Origin of the sequence: Brevundimonas sp. Bb-A, assembly GCF_009394735.1 — a bacterium.
Taxonomy (GTDB): domain Bacteria; phylum Pseudomonadota; class Alphaproteobacteria; order Caulobacterales; family Caulobacteraceae; genus Brevundimonas; species Brevundimonas aurantiaca.
Map to the genome: position 1 here is coordinate 2,885,274 of NZ_CP045456.1, position 17,387 is coordinate 2,902,660.

19 protein-coding genes are annotated in these 17,387 nt (G+C 69.2%); 8 read left to right on the forward strand and 11 right to left on the reverse strand.

What is annotated here, in order from left to right; all coding sequences use genetic code 11:
• Positions 1–33: 33 nt before the first annotated feature.
• From BSP_RS14175 to BSP_RS14200, 6 genes are all read right to left on the reverse strand, one after another.
• Positions 34–1,476, reverse strand: a complete 1,443-nt coding sequence (locus tag BSP_RS14175; protein WP_054766377.1) for a M20/M25/M40 family metallo-hydrolase — start codon at positions 1,474–1,476, stop codon at positions 34–36.
• Between the two features lie 40 nt (positions 1,477–1,516).
• Entirely contained in the window at positions 1,517–1,756 is a 240-nt protein-coding gene (locus BSP_RS14180) for a DUF3297 family protein (RefSeq protein ID WP_054766378.1), read from the reverse strand.
• A gap of 303 nt (positions 1,757–2,059) precedes the next feature.
• Positions 2,060–2,944 carry a MotE family protein gene (locus BSP_RS14185; protein WP_054766379.1) on the reverse strand — a complete coding sequence of 295 codons (885 nt, stop codon included), beginning with the start codon at positions 2,942–2,944 and terminating at the stop codon, positions 2,060–2,062.
• A gap of 17 nt (positions 2,945–2,961) precedes the next feature.
• A complete protein-coding gene (locus tag BSP_RS14190; protein ID WP_054766380.1) occupies positions 2,962–3,552 on the reverse strand; it encodes a DUF6468 domain-containing protein in 591 nt (196 codons plus the stop codon).
• Complete coding sequence (fliM, locus tag BSP_RS14195; protein WP_054766381.1) at positions 3,552–4,592, reverse strand: flagellar motor switch protein FliM; 1,041 nt, start codon at positions 4,590–4,592, stop codon at positions 3,552–3,554. Before fliM ends, BSP_RS14190 begins: the two co-directional genes overlap by 1 nt.
• Before the next feature lie 3 nt (positions 4,593–4,595).
• Positions 4,596–5,273, reverse strand: coding sequence for a flagellar basal body-associated FliL family protein (locus BSP_RS14200; protein ID WP_152950757.1), 678 nt, complete (start codon positions 5,271–5,273; stop codon positions 4,596–4,598).
• 175 nt (positions 5,274–5,448) lie between these two features.
• On the opposite strand from BSP_RS14200, the gene flgF reads away from it, so the two are divergent.
• The 8 genes from flgF (at position 5,449) to BSP_RS14240 (ending at position 11,778) form a co-directional block, all read left to right on the forward strand.
• Complete coding sequence (gene flgF, locus BSP_RS14205) at positions 5,449–6,189, forward strand: flagellar basal-body rod protein FlgF (protein ID WP_152950758.1); 741 nt, start codon at positions 5,449–5,451, stop codon at positions 6,187–6,189.
• Between the two features lie 12 nt (positions 6,190–6,201).
• On the forward strand, positions 6,202–6,990 hold the full coding sequence (flgG, locus tag BSP_RS14210) for a flagellar basal-body rod protein FlgG (protein WP_054766384.1): 789 nt from the start codon (positions 6,202–6,204) through the stop codon (positions 6,988–6,990).
• A 3-nt stretch (positions 6,991–6,993) separates the two neighbouring features.
• Complete coding sequence (locus tag BSP_RS16545) at positions 6,994–7,587, forward strand: flagella basal body P-ring formation protein FlgA (protein WP_152950759.1); 594 nt, start codon at positions 6,994–6,996, stop codon at positions 7,585–7,587.
• An 11-nt stretch (positions 7,588–7,598) separates the two neighbouring features.
• Complete coding sequence (flgH, locus tag BSP_RS14220) at positions 7,599–8,336, forward strand: flagellar basal body L-ring protein FlgH (protein WP_152950760.1); 738 nt, start codon at positions 7,599–7,601, stop codon at positions 8,334–8,336.
• Between the two features lie 98 nt (positions 8,337–8,434).
• Positions 8,435–8,911: a hypothetical protein gene (locus BSP_RS14225; RefSeq protein WP_152950761.1), complete on the forward strand. Its 477-nt coding sequence runs from the start codon at positions 8,435–8,437 to the stop codon at positions 8,909–8,911.
• 52 nt (positions 8,912–8,963) lie between these two features.
• Entirely contained in the window at positions 8,964–9,407 is a 444-nt protein-coding gene (locus tag BSP_RS14230; protein ID WP_152950762.1) for a hypothetical protein, read from the forward strand.
• A gap of 11 nt (positions 9,408–9,418) precedes the next feature.
• Positions 9,419–9,919: a hypothetical protein gene (locus tag BSP_RS14235; RefSeq protein WP_054766389.1), complete on the forward strand. Its 501-nt coding sequence runs from the start codon at positions 9,419–9,421 to the stop codon at positions 9,917–9,919.
• A 56-nt stretch (positions 9,920–9,975) separates the two neighbouring features.
• Entirely contained in the window at positions 9,976–11,778 is a 1,803-nt protein-coding gene (locus tag BSP_RS14240) for a DUF885 family protein (RefSeq protein ID WP_152950763.1), read from the forward strand.
• Between the two features lie 154 nt (positions 11,779–11,932).
• Here the strand turns inward: BSP_RS14240 and BSP_RS14245 are convergent, their stop codons facing one another.
• From BSP_RS14245 to cysG, 5 genes are read right to left on the reverse strand one after another with little or no spacing between them, the layout of a single operon-like run.
• Positions 11,933–12,931, reverse strand: a complete 999-nt coding sequence (locus BSP_RS14245; protein WP_152950764.1) for a cysteine synthase A — start codon at positions 12,929–12,931, stop codon at positions 11,933–11,935.
• A gap of 36 nt (positions 12,932–12,967) precedes the next feature.
• Entirely contained in the window at positions 12,968–14,047 is a 1,080-nt protein-coding gene (locus tag BSP_RS14250) for a phosphoadenylyl-sulfate reductase (RefSeq protein WP_152950765.1), read from the reverse strand.
• On the reverse strand, positions 14,031–15,701 hold the full coding sequence (locus tag BSP_RS14255; protein WP_152950766.1) for a nitrite/sulfite reductase: 1,671 nt from the start codon (positions 15,699–15,701) through the stop codon (positions 14,031–14,033). Before BSP_RS14255 ends, BSP_RS14250 begins: the two co-directional genes overlap by 17 nt.
• Positions 15,701–15,976 (reverse strand): DUF2849 domain-containing protein, encoded by a 276-nt coding sequence (locus tag BSP_RS14260; protein WP_152950767.1) that lies wholly within the window; start codon positions 15,974–15,976, stop codon positions 15,701–15,703. Before BSP_RS14260 ends, BSP_RS14255 begins: the two co-directional genes overlap by 1 nt.
• Positions 15,973–17,358 carry a siroheme synthase CysG gene (cysG, locus tag BSP_RS14265; protein WP_152950768.1) on the reverse strand — a complete coding sequence of 462 codons (1,386 nt, stop codon included), beginning with the start codon at positions 17,356–17,358 and terminating at the stop codon, positions 15,973–15,975. Before cysG ends, BSP_RS14260 begins: the two co-directional genes overlap by 4 nt.
• Positions 17,359–17,387: the final 29 nt, after the last annotated feature.

The window sequence follows — 17,387 nt, forward strand, 5'->3', positions numbered from 1 at the left end:
TATAGCCAGAACCGGCGGCCGGGGCCAAGCGGCTCAGCGCGCAGGCGTGGCCGGGGCGGCGGGGCGCATGGCGCGGAAATCGACGTCCGAATCGGCGATCAGCCACAGCAGCCCCGCCCAGGCGGCGACGTTCTGGCTCAGTTGGGCCGGGTCGATCTTGTCCAGGGTGTCGTTGGCCGTGTGGTGCAGGTCGAAATAGCGGGTTCCGTCCTGGGCCAGGCCGAAGAAGGGCACGCCCAACGGCCCCATAGGCCCGACATCGACCCCGCCCTCGGTCTCGACGCGGTCCGAGGCCAGGACGCCGATCGGATAGAGGACGCGCGTGGCGGCCTTCTGGAAGTCGGAGCCTTGCGCGCCGGCCGGCAGCCGCAGGGCATAGACCCGGTCGGCGCCGAAGTCGCTCTCGCCGGCGATGATGTGCTTGTCCAGGGCGGCGCCTTGGTTGCGGGCGTAGACGCCGCCGCCGTTGCCGGTCCGGGGCGTCGGCTGGGCCACCTCTTCGGAACCATAGAAGATGACGCGCAGGGTGCGCGCCGGGCGACGGCCGCTGTCGGCGATGGCCTTGGCTGCGGCCACCGTAATGGCGCCGCCCGCTCCGTCGTCGATCGCGCCGGTGCCCAGGTCCCAGCTGTCCATGTGCGAGCCCAGGACGATGATCTCGTCCGGACGGCTGGCGCCGGGCAGGTCGCCGATCACGTTCTGGCTGTGGGTCTCATAGGTATGGGCCGTCGAGGTCAGGCGCATCCGCACCGGCTCGCCCAGGGCGACCAGGCGGCTGACCTGGTCGGCGTCCGGCGCCGACAGGGCGAAGGCGGGGATCGTCGGCTTGCCGTCCACATAGCGGGTGGTGCCGGTGTGCGGCATCCGGTCCTCGTCGGACCCGACCGAGCGCATCACGAAGGCCGCCGCCCCCTTGGCCGCGGCGACGCCCGGCCCGGCCCCGCGCACGCGGGTCTGGGGACCATAGCCCGAGCCGTCCTGCATCGGATGCATCTGGCCCAAATCGACATAGACGATCTTGCCCCGCACAGCGGCGTCCGGCGCGGCCTGAAGGTCTTCCATCGAGGCGAAACGGACGATCTCGGCCTCGACTCCGCCTGTGGGGGTGGCTGGCGAATGGCCCAGCGCGGCGGCGACCAGGGCCTGGGCGTGGTCGCCGACAATGGCGGCGGAGCTTTCGCCCCGCTCCCACCCGACCAGAGGAAACTCTTCGATCCGGACGTTCTGGAAGCCGTGGGCGCGCAGATAGTCGGCGGCCCAGGCGGCGGCGTCCTGTTCGGCTTTCGATCCCGCCGGGCGCGCGCCGAACCGGGTCGTCAGCTGGGTGACGTAGTCCAGGGCGATGTTGGAGCGCAGGGCCGCGTCGCGAATGGCGATCGCCCGCTCCACCGTCGCGGCGTCCTGGGCCGACGCCAGGGGCGCAAAGGCGACAAGGCCCAGCGCAAGGGCGCTGGCGGTCAGCAGACGAAGGGACATGGGCGCGGCTCCACTTGGAAAGCCGCGACCCTAGAAAGAGTCAGCCGTTCTGGAAATAGGGTTCCACCGTCCCCTGCAACTTGACGGTCAGGGCCTTGCCCTTGCGGTCCACGCGATTGCCCAGAGCCAGCCGCACCCAGCCCTCGGAGACGCAATATTCCTCGACATTGGTCTTTTCCTCGCCCTTGAACCGGACGCCGACGCCGCGCTGCAACGCCTCGGCGTCGTGATAGGGGCTGGACGGGTCGACGGAGAGGCGGTCGGGAGGCGTGTCGGACATGGTCGGTCAGCGGGCTCGTAGGTCGGAAAGGCGCGGTGATAGCCGCGCCCGGCCGCCCTGCCAACCGAAACCGCCGCTCAGAACCCGAGCCAGAGCCGCGCCAGCGGTATGGCCAGCCACAGGGGCGCCGTCAGCAGGCCGCGCGCCAGCGGGCGCCGAAGGCGGTGCGCAATATACAAGACTTCCCCGAGCATGGCGGACCATCCTCAATGCCTCGCCCCCAAATCGGGCGTGAAGGGAGGATGCGCCCAAATGGGTTAGCGGATCGCCGTCATCCCACTAAGGATGAATCCGCAAGGGACGTCACTGCACCGTCTGGCGCGGCTGGGCGTCGGCGGCCGAGGGCTGATAGGCTTGGGGACCGCTGGCCGGAGCGGCGGCGGGGGTCGCGGTCGGGCGGGCGGCTGGACGGTTCGCCGGGCGGCGGGCGGCCGGACGCGGGGTCTGACGCGCCGGGGTCGCCGCAGCAGGCGTCGGCGCCGGGGACGCAGCCGTCGGACCAGAACCCGGCGTCGCGGGCGCGGCGGCGGCCGGGGCGGGGGTCGCTTCGGCGGCGGCGGCGCGGGCCGCCATCTGCTGCGCCTGGAAGCGGGCGGCCATCTTCTCCGTCAGCTCCTTGGCCTGGGCCGGCGTCATCTGGGCCATGACGGCCGCCAGGGTGCGCGGCCGCATGGCCGCCGCGACCGGCAGACGAACCCGATCCTCCAGCGAAGCCATGACGGGGGCGGCGTCCTTGGGCCGCATGGCCGAATAGACCTGAACCAGCCGGTCGATCTCGGCCTTTTCGCGCTCGTCGACCTGGCCCAGCATCTGCTTCATCTCGGCCTTCAGCGCCTCCAGCGCCTTGACCTTGGCGTCCAGCTTCTGCTCGGCGGCGACCATCAGCGGCAGGGTGGTGGCGAAGTCCTGATCCCGCGCGTCCAGCTCGGTTCGGCGCGCCGACAGGGACTGGATGATCTTCAGCTCGGCCGGAGAAATGCCGGCCTGCTGCGCCAGCTGTTCGGGCGAGAGCGCGCAGGTGCCGGCCGGGGCGGGCTTGGGCGCCGCAGCGGCGGCGGCCGGCGCAGCCTCCTCGGCCCAGGCCTTGGCGCCTTCGAACAGGCCCGGCGCGACGCCGACGGCGCGCACGGCGACGACCCCGCCGATGGCGACGGCGATCAGGGGGAGAAGGCGGGGGATGCGGGCCATGAAAGAAGGTTCCGAACTCAGGCGGCGAACAGGTCGTCGTCCAGATTACGACGCGCGGCGTTGAGGCTTTGTTTTGCGGTTTGGTTAGCGGAGCCGACGGCGGTCAGGGCCTGGACGATGGCGGCGACATTGTCGCGCCCGGCCGGCGCCCGGCCCGTCGCGGCGCTCGCGACGGTCGGGGTCATGCCCTGGATGCGTTCGGCCAGGGCGGCCATGCGGCGGGCGCGCTCGTCGTCGTCATTGACCAGGGCGGCCGGCGAAGGGGCGATCGCGGCCGAACGAACCGGTTCGGGACGGGCGACCGCCTCCTCTTCCCGGCTCCGGCTCGTCGCGGTCGGGGCCCGCGCGATCAGAACCTCCAGCTGCTGCTTGACCTCGCGCGCCTTGATGATCCGGTCGTGCAGCAGATCCGTCTCCTGGCCCGAAGCGCGCAGATTGGCCAGGGCCGCCTCGGCGCGGCCGGCGGCGGCGTTCAGCTCGGTCACCGCCTGGGCGAAGGCGATCTGCCCGGTGCGAAGGGCCGCCAGCTTGCGCTCCAGCTTGATCCCGTAGCCGACCGCCGCGACCAGCAGCAGCATCAGGACGGCGTCCATGATCATTCCAGCCATCAGCGCGCGCCCTTTATTCTCGCCGCGGATTCCGGGCTGATCGGCCCTTCGACGCGCACGGCGATATGTTGTCCCTTTCGGCCCATGCGGCCGGTCGTCAGGGGGATGGAGCCCGCACGGATCGAAACCTCCGAATCCGGCGTGGCGTTCAGCATCATCGTGTCCCCGACCTTCAGGTTCAAGACGCTGGACAGGGGCATGACCTGCTCGTCCAGCACCGCCCGCACCTCGGTTTCGGTGGTCCAGATTTCGGTGGCCAAGTGGCCTTCCCAGATGTTGTCGCGGCCGAACTTCTCACCCATGAACTGCTGCAGCAGCATCTTGCGGATCGGCTCCAGCGTCGCATAGGGCAGGAGCAGTTCGATCCGTCCGCCGCGATCCTCCATGTCGATCCGCAGCTTGATCAGGATGGCGGCGTTGGCCGGGCGCGCAATGGCGGCGAAGCGCGGATTGGTCTCCAGCCGGTCCAGATTGAAGGTGACCGGGGTCAAGGGCTCGAACGCCTGGCGGGCGTCGTTCAGCACCACCTCCACCATCCGCTGCACCAGCACCCGTTCGATGGTGGTGTAGGGCCGCCCCTCGATCCGCAGGGCCGCCGTGCCGCGACGGCCGCCCAGCAGCACGTCGACGATCGAATAGATCAGGTTGGAATCGACGGTCAGCAGACCGTAGTTGTCCAGTTCCTCGGCCCGAAACACCGCCAGGATGGCCGGCAGAGGGATGGAGTTCAGATAGTCGCCGAACCGGATCGACGAGATGTTGTCCAGCGACACCTCGACGTTGTCCGAGGTGAAGTTGCGCAAGCTGGTCGTCATCAACCGCACCAGGCGGTCGAACACGATTTCCAGCATCGGCAGGCGTTCGTATGAGACGAGCGCCGAGTTGATGATGGCGCGAATGCCGGACTTTTCCGACCCGTCGTCGTCGCCGAGATCGAAGCCCAGCAGGCTGTCGATCTCGTCCTGGTTCAGGACGCGCTCGGACAGGGCGTCCGCAGGATCGCCCAGTCCGGCCAGGGAATCGATCGGCGCGTCGGTCATCGCCTATTGCACCAGCATTTCTTCGATCAGAACGGCGTCGACCTTGCCCGGCGCGGCGACCAGATTGATGCGGCGCAGAAGCTCGGCGCGCAGCTGATAGGTGCCGGCGGAACCGCTCAGATCCTCGGGGCGAAGCTCCCGCACGAAGCCCGTGAACATGTCCTGCAGGCGCGGCATTTCTTCCTGCAGATGCGTCGCCACCTCGGCGTCATGCATCTCCAGCGTCAGCTTGAGCTTCAGGAAGGTGGGGCGTCCGTCCGGCGACTGGATGTTCATCACCATGTCCGGCAGGGTGTAGAAGGTGACGCCGTCCGGCCCTTCCGAAATCTTGCCCAGCGACGGATCGGCCTCGCCCTCCTTGCCGCCCCCGCCGTGGCCGCCGCCCTTTTCCTCGCCCTTCTTCTCTTCCTTGCCGTGACCGCCCTTTTCCTCGGCCTTGGCTTCGCCGTGGCCGCCTTCCGCTGCGGCGGCTTCCTCGCCATGCGCCTCGGCCGGCTTGGGCTTCATCAGGAAGAAGGCCGCCGCGCCGCCGCCGCCCAGGACCAGCAGGGCGACCGGCGCGATGATGAACAGGATCGGCAGCTTCTTTTTCTTGGGCGCGCCTTCTTCGCCCTCGGCGCCCGCCTCGGCCTCGGCCGCGTCGGCGCTGGGGTCGCCCTTCTTCTTGCCAAGTTTCAACATGCGCTCGCCCCGGAGAATCTACAGGGGAAGATCGGCCCGGCTTGGTTAATGCGACGTTTACAAACGGCAGTTTTTGCCGGGCGAACCCGGCCCTCCTCCCCCGCAAAGCCCCGCCGCGCCTGAATTAACCCTGTTGGCACGGTCATTGCGTAAGGGATTTCGAAGGAGCCTCGTCGTGGAAAACGCCGCCTATATCGGACTGTCCCGTCAGATGACGCTGCGCCGCGAGCTGGACATCGTGGCCAACAACATCGCCAACGCCGACACCACCGGCTTCAAGGTGGAGCAGCTGATGGTCGGGACGGAAATCGGCCAGCGGGCGCGCAACGACGCCATCCGGCCGTCCGCCAGCTTCGTGCTGGACAACGGCGTCGGCCGGGACTTCGGCCAGGGCGCCATGTCCGAGACGGGCCGCACGCTGGACTTCGCCATCGCCGGAGAAGGCGCCTTCTTCACCGTCCGCGACGGCGCCAACGGCGAGGCCTATACCCGCGACGGCGCCTTCACCCTGGACCCCGAGGGCCGGTTGACGACCAAACAGGGCGCGCCTGTGCTGAGCGGCGGCGCCGAGATCGTGCTGGACCCTGCGCTGGGCGCCATATCGGTCGGCGCGGACGGGACCATCACCCAGGCGGGCCAGATCACCGGCCGCCTCTCCGTCGTCCGCTTTGACACCCTCGGCGTTCTGGAGAAGGGCGGCGACGGCCTCTACCGCAACAGCTCGAACACCCAGCCGGTCGAGGCGAACGACGCCCAGGTCCATCAGGGCGCTCTGGAAGCCTCCAACGTCAACTCCCTCGTCGAGATCACCAACCTGGTCGAGATCAGCCGCGCCTATGAGAGCGTCACCCGGATGATCGAGAACACCACCGACCTGAGCCGTCGCGCCGTCGAGCGCCTCGGCAAGGTCGCATAAGGAACCCTGGACATGCGCGCACTTCGCACCGCCGCCTCGGGCATGGCCGCCCAGCAGCTGAACGTGGAGGTCATCTCCAACAACATCGCCAACATGAACACGGTGGGCTTCAAGAAGCAGCGCGCCGAGTTCCAGGATCTGCTCTATCAGAACGTCGAACGGATGGGGGCCCAGTCCTCCAGCCAGGGCACGGTCGTCCCGACAGGCATTCAGATCGGCGCCGGCGTCAAGGCCGGGGCGGTCTATCGCGTGACCGAACAGGGCACGCCCCAGCAGACCGGCAATCCCTATGACATGGCGATCGACGGCCGCGGCTATTTCCAGGTGACCCTGCCCTCGGGCGAGATCGGCTACACTCGCGCGGGCAATCTGCAGCTCAGCCCCGAAGGCCAGATCGTCACCGACGACGGCTATCCTCTGGAACCGGCGATCTCGATCCCGCAGGACACGGTCAAGCTGACCATCTCCAAGACCGGCCTGGTCCAGGCGACGCAGCAGGGTCAGACGGCGCCGACCACCGTGGGCCAGATCCAGTTGGCGACCTTCTTCAACGAGGCGGGGCTGGAAGCGATCGGCGACAATCTTTTGCTGGAGACGGCCGCCTCGGGCGCCGCCAACATCGGCTCGCCCGGCGACGTCGGTTTCGGCCAGATCCTGCAGGCCTATACCGAAGCCTCGAACGTCGATGCGGTGTCCGAGATCAGCGCCCTGATCATCGCCCAGCGCGCCTATGAGATGAACTCCAAGGTCATATCGACGGCGGACCAGATGATGTCGGTCACCTCCCAGGTGAAGGGCTGAGCCATGAAGATCGTTCGTAACGCCCTGGCCCTGACCGCCGTCTTCGCCGCGATCGCCGGCGCCGCCTCAGCCGGCTCGGTGGTCCTGAAGTCCAACCCTGTCGACGACGACGGCCGGGTGACGCTGGGCGACCTGTTCGAGGGCGCGGGCGCCGCCTCTGAGGTGGTGGTGGCCCAGCGCGTTGGCCCGTCCGTCGTTCTGGAAGCCGGCGCCCTCCAGGCCCAGGCGCGTCAGGCGGGTCTTGACTGGGACAATCCGACGGGCCTGCGTCGAGTCGCCGTGCGTCGCGCCGCCGCCGTCCCGGTTCAGACCGCCGCCGCCTCGGCCGGCCAGACGGCCCGCCCCGCCTTTGTCTCCGCCGGCGCCCAGGTCATCGCCCGCAACGACATGGTGCGCGTCACCTATCAGGTCGGGGGCGTCAATCTCAGCGTCATGGGCAAGGCGCTGCGCAACGCCGCCCTGGGCGAGCCCGTGGCGGTCATGAACACCTCCTCCAACCGCATCATCGACGCCGTGGCCTCCGGTCCCGGCCAGGCCCTTGCCGGTCCCGCCGCCGACATGGTCCGCGCCAATCCTCAACAATTCGCCGCCCGCTAGGGAAGTCCGTCATGCGCAAGCTCGTCCTCGCCGCCGCCGTCTCCGCCGCCTCCCTGGGCGCCTGCTCCACCGCCGTCGAGGCGGTGCGCGGCCCCCAACTGGCGCCCATCGGCTATCCCGCCGCCCTGGTTCCCACCCAGCAGGCCTATATGGCCGCCCCGGCGATGCGGACTGAATCGACCCCCGCCAGCGCCAACAGCCTGTGGCGGGTCGGCGCCCGCACCTTCTTCGGCGACCAGCGCGCCCGTCACGTCGGCGACATCCTGACCGTCCGCATCGACATCGACGACCGCGCCCAGACCCAGAACACGACCCAGCGGTCGCGGTCCAACGACGCCTCGACCGGAGTGTCCAACTTCTTCGGCCTAGAGAGCAGCCTGGGCCGCGCCTTCCCCGGCGGTTTCGATCCGGCCAAGATGGTCGGGCTGGAAGGCGAAACGAACGCCTCGGGCTCGGGCTCGGTCAACCGGTCCGAAAAGGTCTCTCTGACCATCGCCGCCGTCGTCACCGAGGTTCTGGCCAACGGCAATATGGTCATCCAGGGCCGCCAGGAGGTCCGCACCAATCGTGAGGTTCGCGAACTGACCGTCGCCGGCATCGTGCGGCCGGAAGACATCTCCTCGGCCAATTCGATCAACCACACCCAAATCGCCGAGGCCCGCATCTCCTACGGCGGTCGGGGCGACATCAGCCGGATGCAGGCCACCCCCGCCGCGCAGAGCCTGGTGGAGCGCTTCAGCCCGTTCTGATCCGCTGCGGCGCGAAAGCCACAACCATCAACCGCGCAAGCGGAGCCGTGAACTGTTGACGGATACCCGCGTTTGACCGTCAGACGCGAGTTAATCAAATGTTCAAGGTTCTGATCCCCGCCGCCGCTGCCATCGCCTTGGTCGCCTTCGCCGCCAAGCCGCAGGCGACCGAGCCCTCGGCCCATATGTCGGCGGAAACGCCGGCCATGGCCTGGCATCTGAGCCACGAGGGCGCCATGGCCAAGCTGGCCTACGGCGTAGCCAACTCCGATCAGTTGGCCCTGATGGTCACCTGCTCGCCCGGCGACCGGACGGCCGTGGTCTATGGCGACGTTCAGCCGGACACGCCTCGCCTGATCAACGCCTCGCACGGTCCCAGCCTGATCGATCCCTTGACCGGCGGCGACGCTACGGAGTCGCGCCTGTCCTTGCAGGACGCCAGTCTGAAGGGTCTCGCCGACCGCGGCGTGATGCGGGTTCAGGGCGATGCAGGCCAGTTCGACCTGACCGCTGACAGGGCCGAGCGGCGAATGATCGCGGACTTTCTGGCCTATTGCGGGTCTTCGCGCGCTTGACAAAATACGCGGCTGACGCAGGCTTGAGTTCCACCGCCAGCAGGGCCGACCGATGAACCTCATTCTCGCCGCCCTCCTGGCTTTCGGCCAGGCGGGAGCTCCGCGCGCCGCCCCGGTCTGGACCTGGACCCTTTATGAGAACGAGGGTCCGGTCGTTCTGGCCAATGAGGCGCCCGACACGCCCAATCTTCGCGCCACCGTGGAATGTGATCCGCGCTCAGGCGTCGTGGACCTTACGGTATACAAGGAAGACGCCCCGGCGCCCGGCGCCGCCTTCGCGCGCCTGAGCTCCGGCGACGTCGCCGCGACCAGTCCGGCCCGGTTCGGACGGCGGGGACGGCTGCAGGTGACGGTCCGCACCGACCATCCGCTGTTCGCCGCCTTCGTCGGCTCGGGCGATCTGACCATTCAGACGGGCGATCGAACAGACCGGGTGGCCATCCCCCGCGCCCATCTTGCCAAGCTGCGCCGTTTGGCGGACCGTTGCGCCGGTTGAGGAGACCGACGATGTCCCGGCTTAAGCTGATCCCGCCCCTTCTGTCCGTCGCGGCCCTGGCCGCCTGCGCGACCCAGCCGCCGACGGCCGACCTGTCCCCGGCCGCATCCGCCCCCGCCCCGACGCCGGGCTACGACTGGATCCGCAACACGGACGAGCCGCCGCAACAGGCTCTGGTCTACGGCATGGCCCACAGCGACGAAGTCAAGCTTCAGCTCTTCTGCCGTCCCGGTTCCGACACCCTGGATCTGGCCGCCATACTCGACAAGCCGGCGCGCCAGCTGCGGCTGGAGTCCGGCGGCGACACCGAAACCTATCGCGCCACTTCTGAAGAGGCGGCGATCAGCGACGGCTACTACGCCCAGGCCCGCGCCAGCACCAAGGACCCCGTCTTCCAGCGGTTCCGCCGGCTGGGCTGGATCGCCGTCTGGGACGGGGACGAACGTCACGCCTACGCCGCCCGCCCCGCCGCCCTGGCCGAGATCGAACGCTTCTTCGCCGCCTGCGGATGACGGCTTGACGCCCCCCGTCCGCTCCGCTTGCGTGGCGGCTGAAAGCGGAGGGCGTCATGAAGATCATCGGTTTGGCCGTTGCGGCCGGTTTGGCGACGGCGGCGACCGGCGCGGCTGCGGCCCCGGAGGCTGCGCAGACGGGGGTCCCCGTGACGGCGCCGGCGACGGCCCGCCCGGCTGAGGCGGCGCTGAACGCCCTGATCGCGGACTACGAAACCTATCTGAAGGCGATCGACCCCTTCGCTGCGGGCGGAGAGGGCGATGTGGAGGCCATGGGCCGGGTTCCCGACCTGTCGCGCGCCTTCGAACTGGCCCAGCGCGCGCCGCTGGAAGCCTTCGTCGCCCGGCTCGAGACCATCGACCCGGCAAGTCTTTCCCAGGCGGCGCGGATCAATCACGCCTTTCTGCTGTACAGCCTGAAGCGCGGCGTCGAGGGTCTGGATTACGACGCCTCTCGCCTGGCCTTCGACAGCGAAGGCGGGCCGGGAACCTGGGCCCTCTATGTCGGCCAGAGCACCCGACTGAACACGGTGGCGGAGGCCCAGGCCTATATCCGGCGCATACGGGGCTTTGGCGACATCTACGCCCAGACCACCGACAACGCCCGGCGGGGTCTCGCCACCGGCATGGTCCAGCCCCGCTCCGTCACCGAAAGCGCCCTGGCCGGGGCGCGCAACGACGTGGCGATCACGCCCGAGGACGAGCCCCTGCTCAAACCCTTCGCCACCCTGCCGACCACCATCGCCCCCGCCGACCGCGACCGGCTGAGGGCCCAGGCCGCCGCTGCGGTCGCCGCAGTCATCGTCCCCGCACGCCAGGACTGGCTGGCCTTCCTGGAGACCGAATACCTGCCCAAGGCTCCGATCGAGCCCGGCCTGGGCAACCGCCCCGGCGGCAAGGCCCTCTACGCCTATCTGGTGCGCGGCCACACCACCACGGACCTGACGCCGGACCAGATCCACCAGATCGGCCTGTCCGAGGTCGCCCGCATCCGCGCCCGGATGGAGGTCGAGATGAAGGCCGCCGGCTGGACCGGCGACTTCGCCGGCTTTTTGAACTTCCTGCGCACCGAACCCCAGTTCTACGCCAAGACGCGCGAGGACCTGCTGGAGAAGGCGTCGGAGATGGCCAAGCGCGCGGACGGCGGCCTGCCCGCCCTGTTCGCCACCCTGCCTCGCCTGCCCTATGACGTGCAGCCGGTCCCGCCGCAGATCGAGGCGAACTACACCACCGGCCGCTACAATCCCGGCTCGATGCAGAACGGCGTCCCTGGCCATTATGTGGTCAACACATCCAAGCTGGACCAGCGCCCCCTGTACGAACTGCCGGCCTTGACCCTGCACGAGGCCGTGCCCGGCCACCACCTCCAGATCGCCCTGCAGCAGGAGGCCGAGGACCAACCCTATTTCCGACGCCAGGCCAATGTGACCGCCTTCACCGAGGGCTGGGGCCTGTACGCCGAATACCTGGGCGAGGAGATGGGCTTCTACCGCACGCCCTATGAGCGGTTCGGCCGCCTGTCCTACGAGATGTGGCGCGCCTGCCGCCTGGTGGCCGACACCGGCCTGCACTGGATGGGCTGGACAGAGGAAGAGGCCCGCGCCTGTTTCCGCGACAACTCGGCCCTGGCGTCCCACAATATCGAGACCGAGCTTCAGCGCTACATCGGCTGGCCGGGCCAGGCCACGGCCTACAAGATCGGCGAGATCCGCCTGCGCGAAATCCGCGCCCGGGCGGAACGCGAACTGGGGCCGAAGTTCAACATCCGCACCTTCCACGACGCCCTGCTGACGGAGGGCCCGCTGCCGCTGGCCCTGCTGGACCAGCGGATGGACGCCTGGATCGCGGCGGAGAAATAGGACCTTCCCCCGCTTGCGGGGGAAGTGTCAGGCCGTGGCGCGCAGCGACACGCCTGACGATGGGGGAAGTCTTCTGTTCAAACGAGACTCCCCTCTCCGACCCTGGTCCGCTGCGCGGACGCCGGGCCACCTCTCCCGCGAGCGGGAGAGGGTCTTAAGCCCACGCCGGAACCGGCAGGCCCTTCGACGTCAGGAATTCCGGGTTGAACAGCTTGGACGCATAGCGCGACCCCGGATCGCACAGGCAGGTGACGATGGTCTTGCCCGGCCCGATCTCGCGCGCCAGCCGCACGGCCCCGGCGATGTTGACCCCGGCCGATCCGCCCAGCGACAGACCTTCGTGCTTCACCAGATCGAACAGGATCGGCAGAAACTCCGCATCCTCGATCCGGTAGGCGTAATCCGGCTTGAACCCCTCCAGATTGCCGGTGATCCGCGCCACCCCGATCCCCTCGGTGATCGACGAGCCCTCGCCCGTCATCTCGCCCTTGGTGAACCAGTTGAACAGGGCCGCGCCGGCGGGATCGGCCAGGGCGATGGTCACCTCGGGCTTCTTCTCTCGCAGATAGGCGGCGACGCCCGAGATGGTGCCGCCCGACCCCACGGCCGAGACGAAGGCGTCGATCTGGCCGCCCGTCTGTTCCCAGATTTCCGGCGCTGTCGTCGTATAATGGGCGTCTCGGTTGGCGGTGTTGTCGAACTGGTTCGCCCAGATAGCGCCCGCCTCCTCGCTCTCGTTCAGCTCGGTCGCCAGACGGCCCGAATAATGGACGAAATGGTTGGGGCTGGAGAAGGGGGCGGCGTCCACCTCGACCAGGCGCGCGCCCAGCGACCGGATGGCCGACTTCTTCTCCTCCGACTGGGTGCGGGGCATGACGATGACCACCGGATGGCCCAGGGCCGCCCCGACCAGGGCCAGGCCGATGCCGGTATTGCCCGCCGTGCCCTCGACGATGGTCCCGCCGGGCTTCAGCGCGCCCGACGCCCGCGCGACCTGAACGATGGACAGGGCGGCGCGGTCCTTGATCGAGCCGCCGGGGTTCATGAACTCGGCCTTGCCCAGGATTTCGCAGCCCGTCTCGTCGGACAGGCGATTCAGGCGGACCAGCGGCGTATGACCGATCAGGTCGATGACAGACGGTGTGGCGGACACGTTTCAGCTTTCAGGCGAGGTCGAACGGGAGGACGATCAGGCGGCGACCTGACGCCTGCCTAGGTGGATGCCGCATTCGACCTTGTCCATCCCCGACCAGCGTCCGGCCCGCGCGTCTTCGTCGTCTTCGACGGCGCGGGTGCAGGGCCAGCAGCCGATGGAGCGGTAGCCCTGCTCGACCAAGGGATGACGGGGCAGGTCGTGCGCCTCCAGCCAGGCCTCGACGGCGTCGGCGTCCCAGTCCGCCAGCGGATTGATCCGCAGCACCCCGTCCAGCACCTCGAACGGTTTCAACGCCGCGCGGGTCGCGGCCTGATAGCGTTTGCGCCCGGTGATCAGGGCGTTGAACCCGACCGTCGCCCGCGCCAGGGGCCGCACCTTCCGCAGGTCGCAGCAGGCGTCGGCGTCGGTCTTCCACAGGTCGTCGCGGGCGTCCAGGGCCGCCTTCTCGTTCGCATCCGGCGTGACCAGCCGCACGTCGGTCAGCCCCAGAGCCTTGGTCAGCTGGGTGCGATAGGACAGGGTCTGCAGGAAATGCTGGCCGGTCTCCAGGAAGACGACCGGCACGTCCGGATTGGTCTGGGCCACAATGTGCAGCAGGGCCGCCGATTCCGCCCCGAACGAGGATATGGTCCCGATCCGCAGGCCCAGGGCCGGATCCAGCGCCGCCTTCAGGATGTCCGACGCGGCCTTGCCCTCGGTCTCGCGGTTCAGACGGTCGGCCAGGGCCTGCAGATCCCGATCGTTCGACGCCGCCCGCCGTCTCTGCCAGATGGTCGGGGCCGGATCGACGGCCGGCTGATAGGAGCCGCTGAAGGCCTGGTCCATCCGCGCCCAGGCCGCCGTGTCGGCGCCCGGCGCCAGCTCCACCGCGTCGAATCCCGACCGCCGCAGATGGCGCGCCTGGTCCGGCAGGACCTTGCCCGCCGCGATCAGCCGCCCGGCATAGCCCCGCTCGCGCAGCACCGCCGCCAGCGAGAAGCCGCGCCCGTCGCGAAAGGCGTCGAACTCCAGCACCAGGACGTCGGTTGCGGCGGCGGCCGCCTCGACCTCTTCCAGCGGGGTCGTCACCGACAGGCGCGGCCCGTTCTGAACTCCCTCAAGCGTTTGCAGCATCGAGCGTCTCATAGATGGCGTCGCGGAAGGGATCGGGTCCGACACGGCGCACCGTGTCGATGAACCGCTCGCCCTCGGCGCGGATTTGCAGATAGCGGTCCAGGGTCCGCTGGATGGCGGGCGCCACCTCGTCGGCCGGCAGGCTCTTGCCGACGATGTCGCCCAGCGCCGCCTGTTCGTCGGGCGAACCGCCGACCGTGATCTGGTAGTATTCCTCGCCCTTCCGGTCGACGCCCAGCACCCCGATGTGGCCGACGTGATGGTGGCCGCAGGCGTTGATGCACCCGCTCATATTGATACGCACCGGCCCCAGCTTCTCCTGATAGTCCAGGTCCGCCAGCCGTTTCGACAGGGCCTGGGCCACCGGGATCGACCGGGCGTTGGCCAGGCTGCAATAGTCCAGACCCGGGCAGGCGATGACGTCGGTCGCCAGGTCGGCGTTGGCCGTCGCCAGCCCCGCCTCCAGCAGCGCCCGCCAGACCGTCGGCACGTCGTCCAGCTTCACATGGGGCAGGACCAGGTTCTGCTCATAGGCGGCCCGCAGTTCGTCGAAGGCGTATCGCTCGGCTAGATCAGCAACCGCGTCCATCTGGTCCGCCGTGATGTCGCCCGGCACGCCGCCGACCGGCTTCAGCGACACCACCACCGAGGCATAGCCCGCCTGCCGGTGACGCCGCACATTGTTCCGCGCAAACCGCGCAAAGTCCGGATCGGCCAGCAGGGCGCGCTCGAACGGAGCGCTGGCCTTGGGCAGATCCTCGAACGGCGGCGGGGCGAAATAGGCCTTGATCCGCTCGGCCTCGTCCTCGGGGATCCGCAGGTCTTCCAGGCGCAGGGTGGCGTAGTGTTTGTCCACCTCCTCGCGGAAGGCCTCCAGCCCGACCGAGGCGACCAGGATCTTGATCCGCGCCTTATGGATATTGTCGCGCCGTCCCAACAGGTTCCACGCCCGCAATATGGCGGTCAGATAGGCCAGCAGGTCCGCAGCCGGAACCGCCGAGGCGATCTCCTGGCCGATATGGGGCAACCGCCCCTGCCCGCCGCCGACGAAGACGCGGAAGGCGGTCCCGCCGTCTTCGCCGCGCACGATCTGCAGCCCCACGTCATGGGTGCGGATCGCCGCCCTATCCTTCTCGGCGCCGATGACCGCGATCTTGAACTTGCGCGGCAGGAAGCTGAACTCCGGGTGGATCGTCGACCACTGTCGGATGATCTCGCACCAGGGCCGCGGATCCTCGATCTCGTCCTCCGCCGCCCCGGCGAAGACGTCGGTCGTGGTGTTGCGGATGCAGTTGCCCGAGGTCTGGATGGCGTGCATCTCGACATCGGCCAGATCGCTCAGGATCGCCGGCAGGTCCGTCAGGGCCGGCCAGTTGTACTGGATGTTCGTCCGCGTGGTGAAATGGCCGTAGCCCTTGTCATAGGTGCGGGCGATATGGGCCAGCCGGCGCATCTGCCGACTGTTGAACGTTCCATAGGGAATGGCGACCCGCAGCATATAGGCGTGAAGCTGCAGATAGACCCCGTTCATCAGCCGCAGCGGCTTGAACTCGTCCTCGGTCAGGGCGCCGGAGGCGCGGCGCGCCACCTGGTCGGAAAACTCCGCCACCCGCTCACGCACCAGGGCGTGGTCGAACTCGTCATAGCGATACATCAGCCCACGCCTCCCGCGACGCTGTGGCCGACGGTCGGACCGGCGGCGCGAATCCGCTCCTTCAGCCGATCCCGGCCCGAGGGCGCGCGATCCTGAACCTCGACCAGATAGGGATTGACGAACACGTCCGGCCGCGCCGCGACCTCGGCCAGCACGATCTCGGCCGCCGCGTCGTCCAGGGTCGAGGCCTGGTCCAGGCGCTCGACCGGCTGATTGTCCACGCCCGCATAGATGACGCGCCCGTCCGACAGGCGGTTTGCGGTGACGATCTTCATGCCGCCGCCTCCGTCCGCACGTCCGGCTGGGCCGCCGAAAACGCCGCCGTCTCGCCCACGAACAGCAGGGCCGGACCGGTCAGGTTCGCGCCGCGCACCAGGGCGCCCAGCCCGTCGAGCCGGCCGGTCAGCACCCGCTCGTCCGGCCGACTGCCGTTTTCGACGACGGCCACCGGCGTCGCGCCCGCGCGGCCCGCCGCCATCAGCCTGGCCGCCGTCTCCTCGGCCCGGTCCACGCCCATATAGATGGCCAGCGTATGGTTCGGCGCCGCCAGCCGGGTCCAGTCGGCGTCGACGCCGCCCGGCTTGGCCTGGGCCGTCACGAAGGTCACCGCCTGGGCGTGCTCGCGGTGCGTCAGAGGGATCCCGGCCGAAGCCGCGCAGGCCAGGGCCGCCGTCACCCCCGGCACCACAAAGACCGGAACCCCCGCCGCCCGTATCGCCTCCAGCTCCTCGCCGCCGCGCCCGAAGACGAAGGGATCGCCGCCCTTCAACCGCACCACCCGGTGACCGGCCTTGGCCTCCTCGATCATCAGGGCCTCGATCTGATCCTGGGGCACGGAATGTTCGCCGCGCGCCTTGCCGACATACAGCCGCTTGGCGTCGCGCCGCGCCCGTTCCAGCACGGCCTCGGGCACCAGCCGGTCGTGAATGATCACGTCGGCGTCCTGCAACACCCGCAGCGCCTTCAGGGTCAGCAGCTCAGGATCGCCCGGCCCCGCCCCGACGATATGGACCACCCCCTGTTCGGGCGCGGCGACGTTCAGCAGCCGCAGCATCTCGCGCCGCGCCTCGGCCGTGCGGCCCGCCGCCGCCAGATCGGCCGCCGGACCCCGGAAGGCCTTCTCCCAGAACCGCCGCCGGGCCATGAAGTCCGGCACGCTGGCCTTGACGGTGTCGCGCAGTTCGCGCGCCATTCGGGCCACATTGGCCAGGCCGGCCGGCAGAACCCCTTCGATCCGCGAGCGCACGTCGCGGGCCAGTATGGGCGCCGATCCCCCGGTGGCGACCCCGATCACCACCTCGTCCCGGTCGATCAGGGCCGGGGTCTGGAAGTCGCTCAGATGGGGCTTGTCCACCACATTGACCTGGGCCCCCGCCGCCCGCGCCAGGGCGCCCAGCCGCGTCAGTTCGTCCGCGTCGTCCAAGGCCATAAAGACCAGACGCGCCCCCGCCAGATCCTGGGCCTGGGGCGCGCGCAGCACCGGCTCCGGCGCGCTCAGCGGGATTTCCATCCGGGGCGGGGCGCCGTCAGGCGCGAACCACAGCAGCTGGGCCGGCGTGTTCAGGAACAGTCGCAGCTTGGCCAGGGCGGGCTCACCGCCGCCGATGATCACGATCTTGGCGGCCTCAAGCGGAATGGAGGCGAGAAATACACGCATCGTCTTGCTTTCAGGGCCGGCGTCGGGGA

Excerpts from the sequence above, each read along its gene's own strand:
- BSP_RS14200 (WP_152950757.1), bottom strand. The coding sequence starts at position 5,273 with ATGTTGAAACTTGGCAAGAAGAAGGGCGACCCCAGCGCCGACGCGGCC.
- BSP_RS14225 (WP_152950761.1), top strand. The coding sequence starts at position 8,435 with ATGTTCAAGGTTCTGATCCCCGCCGCCGCTGCCATCGCCTTGGTCGCC.
- flgG (WP_054766384.1), top strand. The coding sequence starts at position 6,202 with ATGCGCGCACTTCGCACCGCCGCCTCGGGCATGGCCGCCCAGCAGCTG.
- BSP_RS14240 (WP_152950763.1), top strand. The coding sequence starts at position 9,976 with ATGAAGATCATCGGTTTGGCCGTTGCGGCCGGTTTGGCGACGGCGGCG.
- BSP_RS14175 (WP_054766377.1), bottom strand. The coding sequence starts at position 1,476 with ATGTCCCTTCGTCTGCTGACCGCCAGCGCCCTTGCGCTGGGCCTTGTC.
- BSP_RS14230 (WP_152950762.1), top strand. The coding sequence starts at position 8,964 with ATGAACCTCATTCTCGCCGCCCTCCTGGCTTTCGGCCAGGCGGGAGCT.
- BSP_RS16545 (WP_152950759.1), top strand. The coding sequence starts at position 6,994 with ATGAAGATCGTTCGTAACGCCCTGGCCCTGACCGCCGTCTTCGCCGCG.
- BSP_RS14235 (WP_054766389.1), top strand. The coding sequence starts at position 9,419 with ATGTCCCGGCTTAAGCTGATCCCGCCCCTTCTGTCCGTCGCGGCCCTG.
- flgH (WP_152950760.1), top strand. The coding sequence starts at position 7,599 with ATGCGCAAGCTCGTCCTCGCCGCCGCCGTCTCCGCCGCCTCCCTGGGC.
- BSP_RS14180 (WP_054766378.1), bottom strand. The coding sequence starts at position 1,756 with ATGTCCGACACGCCTCCCGACCGCCTCTCCGTCGACCCGTCCAGCCCC.
- cysG (WP_152950768.1), bottom strand. The coding sequence starts at position 17,358 with ATGCGTGTATTTCTCGCCTCCATTCCGCTTGAGGCCGCCAAGATCGTG.
- BSP_RS14250 (WP_152950765.1), bottom strand. The coding sequence starts at position 14,047 with ATGCTGCAAACGCTTGAGGGAGTTCAGAACGGGCCGCGCCTGTCGGTG.
- BSP_RS14190 (WP_054766380.1), bottom strand. The coding sequence starts at position 3,552 with ATGGCTGGAATGATCATGGACGCCGTCCTGATGCTGCTGCTGGTCGCG.
- BSP_RS14255 (WP_152950766.1), bottom strand. The coding sequence starts at position 15,701 with ATGTATCGCTATGACGAGTTCGACCACGCCCTGGTGCGTGAGCGGGTG.
- fliM (WP_054766381.1), bottom strand. The coding sequence starts at position 4,592 with ATGACCGACGCGCCGATCGATTCCCTGGCCGGACTGGGCGATCCTGCG.
- BSP_RS14185 (WP_054766379.1), bottom strand. The coding sequence starts at position 2,944 with ATGGCCCGCATCCCCCGCCTTCTCCCCCTGATCGCCGTCGCCATCGGC.
- BSP_RS14260 (WP_152950767.1), bottom strand. The coding sequence starts at position 15,976 with ATGAAGATCGTCACCGCAAACCGCCTGTCGGACGGGCGCGTCATCTAT.